The organism is Coriobacteriia bacterium (genome assembly GCA_013334745.1).
GTDB lineage: Bacteria > Actinomycetota > Coriobacteriia > Anaerosomatales > JAAXUF01 > JAAXWY01.
Genome location: JAAXWY010000087.1, coordinates 1 through 2,520, shown reverse-complemented (window position 1 = coordinate 2,520; position 2,520 = coordinate 1). Strand labels below are relative to the sequence as shown.

5 protein-coding genes are annotated in these 2,520 nt (G+C 64.8%); 1 reads left to right on the top strand and 4 read right to left on the bottom strand.

The window, feature by feature from the left end; genetic code table 11:
• From HGB10_12035 to HGB10_12025, 3 genes are all read right to left on the bottom strand, one after another.
• The coding region (locus HGB10_12035) for a DAK2 domain-containing protein (GenBank protein NTU72533.1) at nt 1–614 on the bottom strand (614 nt) is incomplete at its 3' end.
• Nucleotides 615–626: 12 nt separating this feature from the next.
• Complete coding sequence (locus HGB10_12030; protein ID NTU72532.1) at nt 627–980, bottom strand: Asp23/Gls24 family envelope stress response protein; 354 nt, start codon at nt 978–980, stop codon at nt 627–629.
• Complete coding sequence (locus HGB10_12025) at nt 980–1,198, bottom strand: DUF1858 domain-containing protein (GenBank protein ID NTU72531.1); 219 nt, start codon at nt 1,196–1,198, stop codon at nt 980–982. Before HGB10_12025 ends, HGB10_12030 begins: the two co-directional genes overlap by 1 nt.
• A gap of 175 nt (nt 1,199–1,373) precedes the next feature.
• On the opposite strand from HGB10_12025, the gene HGB10_12020 reads away from it, so the two are divergent.
• Nucleotides 1,374–1,562, top strand: coding sequence for a 50S ribosomal protein L28 (locus tag HGB10_12020; protein NTU72530.1), 189 nt, complete (start codon nt 1,374–1,376; stop codon nt 1,560–1,562).
• 117 nt (nt 1,563–1,679) lie between these two features.
• Here HGB10_12020 and HGB10_12015 read toward each other — a convergent pair.
• Nucleotides 1,680–2,520 (bottom strand): HD domain-containing protein (locus HGB10_12015; protein ID NTU72529.1); only part of this gene is annotated, 841 nt, incomplete at its 5' end.

Sequence of the window (2,520 nt, the reverse complement as noted above, 5' to 3'; positions counted from 1 at the left end):
GCGACGACGACCTTCTTGCCCAGCGCCGCGGCGACGAACCCCTCGATGAGGATGGCCAGCCCGAAGCCGCCGGCGTCGACGACCCCGTTCTCCTTGAGGACTGGCAGCAGCTCGGGCGTGCGCTTCACCGACTCGAAGGCCCCGACCGAGACTGCCTCAAGCGCAGCAGACGGGGTGAGTCCTGCCGCAGCGGCCGTGGCAGCCGCCTCCGCCGTGTCCTTGATGACGGTGAGCATGGTGCCTTCAACAGGCTTACGCACCGCCTGGAAAGCTACCGTGGTTGACCGTTCGAGCGACGCGGCAAGCGCTGCTGCATTGAACGCGGTGACGCCATCAAGCCCCTCGCACATGCCGCGAAGGATCTGCGAAAGGATCACACCCGAGTTGCCGCGGGCTCCCATGAGCGAGCCATGTGTGACCGCCTTGCAGATGTCGGCGACGGTCGCATCGGTCGGGAGCTTTGCCGTCTCGGCGACCACTGCGTCCATGGTGAGCGACATGTTGATGCCTGTGTCGCCGTCGGGCACAGGAAATACGTTGAGTCGGTTGACCTCGTCCACGCGCTCCTTCAGAGCGGCCGCAGCCGAGGCGATTAGGTCGCGAGCGTTAGGCATGGGATCTCCGGGCTACTTGGACTGGCGCACCTTGACGCCCTGCACGTGGACGTCGATGCGCGCCACGGGGACGTCGGCAGTGTGGGTCAGGACGTAGCGCACGCTGTTCGCGAGGTTGTGTGAGACCTCGGTGAGATTGGTTCCGTGCTCGATGACGACATAGAGGTCGACCGACACACCGTCGTCGGAACCAACGACCTTAACTCCTTTGCGCAGCTTCTGACGGGGAAGCAACTGAGCGACCCCCTCGGCCAGTGTCGGCGAAGCCATCCCGACGACTCCGTAGCTCTCAAGCGCGGCGTAGCCGGCGAGATCGGCCAAGACATCGTTGGCGATGTGAACAGCACCCTTGGGCGTATCGGACATCAGAGCAGCTCCCCTCCGGAGACTGGTTCGTCGAGATCGTTCAACTCTGCGAGCAGCACCTGGGCCGAGATGTCATGAACCACCGCAGCCTGCGCGAGCGTCTCCATCGACGCGGCCAGGCAGTGTGCGCACCCGAGACCGTGCCGTTCGAAGACGTCTGCCGCGTCGGGGTGAACCGCGATGATGTCCTTGATCAAGGTATCGATCGAAAACGGCATCTTCGCACCCCCACTCGACAGCGCCCGCAGTATCAAGGAGTATAGCCGATGGCCTGCGGCAATCCTGCCGCCATCTGCCTTGCTTGGCACTCAAGGCGTGTGCTAGTATTTCCCGCGCTTTGTGCTTAAGAACATCTGTCCGCCGCATGGCGGCTCGAGTCCCAAGGAGTACGTCATGTCGAAGGTCTGCGAAGTTTGCGGCAAGAGCCCGTCGGCCGGTCGCAACGTCAGCCACTCGCACCGCGTCACCAACCGCATGTTCCGCCCGAACATCCAGAAGGTGACCGCTGTGGTCAAGGGTCACGTGAAGAAGGTCAACGTGTGCACCAAGTGCATGAAGGCCGGCAAGATCGTTCGCGCGTAGTACGTCTGCACTCCTGCATCACACACCGAAGGCCGCCCCATGGGGCGGCCTTCGTCGTTGGTTCGATGCCTTGTTGCCCGCGCCTTGTCCGGCATTGGGTGCCGGTCAGCACCCGTCCTACGAAGCGGGACGCATGCTCTCATACAAAGCCAAGACGACCCGAGGGTCGAACTGCGTCCCGGCGTGACTCCCGATCTCGTCGAGGGCCTCGCTTGGCGCTATGGCTTCTCGGTAGGGTCGCTGGGAGGTCAGGGCCACGAACGCGTCGGCGACGGCAAGCACCCGTGCACCCAGCGGTATCTGCTCCCCGCTGACCCCCCGCACATAGCCGCGCCCATCGAAGTGCTCGTGGTGATGCAGCACGACCGGGACAGCGTCACGCAGCGCCGGTACCTGGGCGAGCGCCTCGGCACCGACCTCCGGGTGCAGTCGCAGCAGGGTACGCTCGACGGTGGTGAGACTGCCGGTGCGTGCCGTCACGGCCGGCCCGATGCGCCCCATGCCGATGTCGTGGAACACGCAGGCGTAGCGCAACGACTCGATGGCCGACTCGGGCATCTCGAGGATCGTCGCGAGCTGCTCGCACAGGTCCAAGACCCGTTCAGTGTGATTTGCCCGAAACGGGTCCGACTCCTCGACGACCCGGACGAGCGCCTGGAGGGAGTCTATGAACAGCGTGCGATTCTGCTGCTGGGACCACGCGTTCCTGAGACCCGCGGCGGTCAGACGCCCAAGAGACTCCAATGCACGCAGGTCACAGGGCGCGAACCGCGACGAATACGTGGCGGTTCCAACGTTCAACACCCCGAGGACGCCGTCCTCGTCGGCGATCGGCACACTAACCGCCGACAGAACGCCTCGTCCGCCCCCGGGACGAGACGTGGCCGCAGTGTCATCGATGGTGAGCGGCGTACCCGTGGCCCGAACCCATCCGGCGATACCTTCGCCGACAGGGACG

What these genes read in the sequence shown, in the direction of transcription:
- HGB10_12030 (NTU72532.1), bottom strand. Translation starts at nt 980, where the DNA reads ATGTCCGATACGCCCAAGGGTGCTGTTCACATCGCCAACGATGTCTTG.
- HGB10_12025 (NTU72531.1), bottom strand. Translation starts at nt 1,198, where the DNA reads ATGCCGTTTTCGATCGATACCTTGATCAAGGACATCATCGCGGTTCAC.
- HGB10_12020 (NTU72530.1), top strand. Translation starts at nt 1,374, where the DNA reads ATGTCGAAGGTCTGCGAAGTTTGCGGCAAGAGCCCGTCGGCCGGTCGC.